The 2,383-nt window shown below is 29.3% G+C and carries 2 protein-coding genes; both read left to right on the top strand.

Annotated features, from left to right (window positions below; all coding sequences use genetic code 11):
• Nucleotides 1–63: 63 nt before the first annotated feature.
• Entirely contained in the window at nucleotides 64–1,059 is a 996-nt protein-coding gene (locus FOT98_RS29975) for a nucleotidyltransferase family protein (RefSeq protein WP_000241092.1), read from the top strand.
• 12 nt (nucleotides 1,060–1,071) lie between these two features.
• Nucleotides 1,072–1,959 (top strand): S-4TM family putative pore-forming effector, encoded by an 888-nt coding sequence (locus FOT98_RS29970; protein WP_000890773.1) that lies wholly within the window; start codon nucleotides 1,072–1,074, stop codon nucleotides 1,957–1,959.
• The last annotated feature ends 424 nt before the right edge of the window (nucleotides 1,960–2,383 follow it).

The following is a 2,383-nucleotide window of genomic DNA, read 5'->3' as shown; positions in this document are numbered from 1 at the left end:
TGAATATACCAATATACATATTAGTGGAGAGTTTTAATAAATGAAGAAGAGGGGATTTTTCAATTGGTAAAAACAGCAAATAGTGCATACGATAATTTTATTAAAAATTCTGTGGACTTAGATAGCGAACAAACTGGAATTGCTAGAAATAGTAGAGATTGGTTGTATGGGAATTTAAAAAATTTTCCTAAAGTTGTTGAAAATTTCCCGAAGCTTTATGCAGGGAAAGAAATTATTGGTTTTGGATCTTTTAGAAGAAGAACAAAAATACGTCCACTTGACGATATCGATCTTATGCTAGTTTTTACAGGTGAAGGAACGACGTATACGGAATACGCAGATAAAATAGTATTAAACGTCCCGGAGGATGCAGATAAGTTAAGGAAGTTAGTTAATGATGATGGTACACTAAATTCAATTAGAGTAATAGAAAAGATTAAGAGTAGTTTATCAATAATTCCACAATACAAAAAAGCAGAAATTCATAGAAGACAAGAAGCAACAACTTTAGAGCTCTCAACTTATGATTGGGTTTTTGATATTGTACCAGCTTTTATTACTTCAGAGAATGCTTATGGAAAAAGTTATTATATTATACCAGATGGTAGTGGAAACTGGAAAAAAACTGATCCCAGAATTGATAATGAAAGAGCGACTGAAACGAACCAAAAATTTGATGGGAATGTATTAGGTCTTATTCGTGTTATAAAGTACTGGAATACTAACTGTTCTAAAAAAATATCTTCTTACTTAATGGAAAATATTGTTTTGGATTATTTTCAAAATAAATTTTATTGGAACGGCATGAAACAAGAGCTAAGAGGATTTTTCGAATACTTAAAAACCTCTATATACAATAGTCATTACGATCCCAAAGGGATACAAGGGGATTTAAATACATTGGATTATAATACTAAGTTTTCCATTAGTAACCAATCTAGTGGATGCTTTGAAAACATAGATTTGGCTATAAGGTATGAGAATTTAGGACAACATAAAGAAGCTATAGAATGTTGGAAAAAAGTTTTTGGTGATGAGTTCCCATCACATGAAGATTAGGATGGTGTAAGGGTGTTAGAGAAGCAAAACAGTGAAGAAAATATAGAGCTCTTGAGAGCAATGAGATATTGCTATAACAAGTCAAAAACATTTTATGCGGTAAGAATATGTATTAGTATATTTATTCCGATACTCTCAATAAGTATTTATTTATTTAATCGCGGGAGCACTGGAACATCGAATGCTGGTGTCTGGTTCTCAGTAATAGGTTCCATGTGGTTGTTAATTGCTTATCAAATCGAGAAGCTAGAAAGTGGCTATATTGAAAAAGGAGCTAAGATACAAGAAAAATTTGATATTAACCTATTTAATATAAGATGGAACAATGTGCTTGTAGGTAATCAAATTTCTCCTGAGGACATTAGGGATTTTTCATCTGAATTTAAAGGAGATGAAGAAAAACTAAAAAACTGGTATGGGGGATTATCTTCAAAACACTTCTATGTTAATGTAATTTTAGCTCAACGAAGTAATTTGATGTGGGCAATTTCATTAAAACGTAATTTTTCAATTTTATTATTTGCAGTTTCTGGGTTATATCTAATTTTAACTATTGCATTTGGATTTTTTGTGAATATGTCAATGCAAGAATATATCATAAAAATATTATTACCTTCGATGTCTATATTAATTTATGGTTTTAAAACATCCGATGAATTGAAGAAGCAATCAAATAAATTAGAGGCATTAGGAAATAGTATTATTAACAAATTTGATACTGGGAATTTATCTGAGATTAATGCAAGTGCATGTAGAGAATATCAAGATGCAATTTTTATTTATAATAGAATAAGGTCAATATTAATACCTGAATGGTTATATTGGCTAAGGCAACCGAAAGATGATGAAAAAATGATTCAAATAAATAAAAGATTAACTGAAAGATCTAACTTATTGTAATTTTTTAGGATGTTTATTTTAAAATGTGGTTTTTACCATTGAATTATGTTCTTAATCATTTGATTTTTGAGGCAGACATATTAGTATTGTAAAAAACTTGTAGGAACCCCTACAAGTTTTTTTGTGGATAATATAAAAAAAGTGAAACAAGCTATCTCATAATTTGAATCGGAGCAAACACTCTAGCTACGGGTTGATTTCATTATATATCAAACATTAACATTTAGGTTTTAATATTTGAAAATTATGTGAATTTAGAAAGAGAAAACGAAAGCACGTCTTCCCTTTCTAAAAGTTCCACTTATTCACTTTGTATAAACCTCTTTAAATAAATGTTGATATCATAATAAAATAGTGAAAATATAGGTATAGGTAATTTGAGAAGAATATAGTATTCTTGCTTATTAATCAGTATTTTAATTGG

The sequence above is a fragment of the Bacillus sp. HY001 genome (genome assembly GCF_007558965.1).
GTDB lineage: Bacteria > Bacillota > Bacilli > Bacillales > Bacillaceae_G > Bacillus_A > Bacillus_A mobilis.
This window is presented reverse-complemented; position numbering and strand designations above follow the sequence as displayed.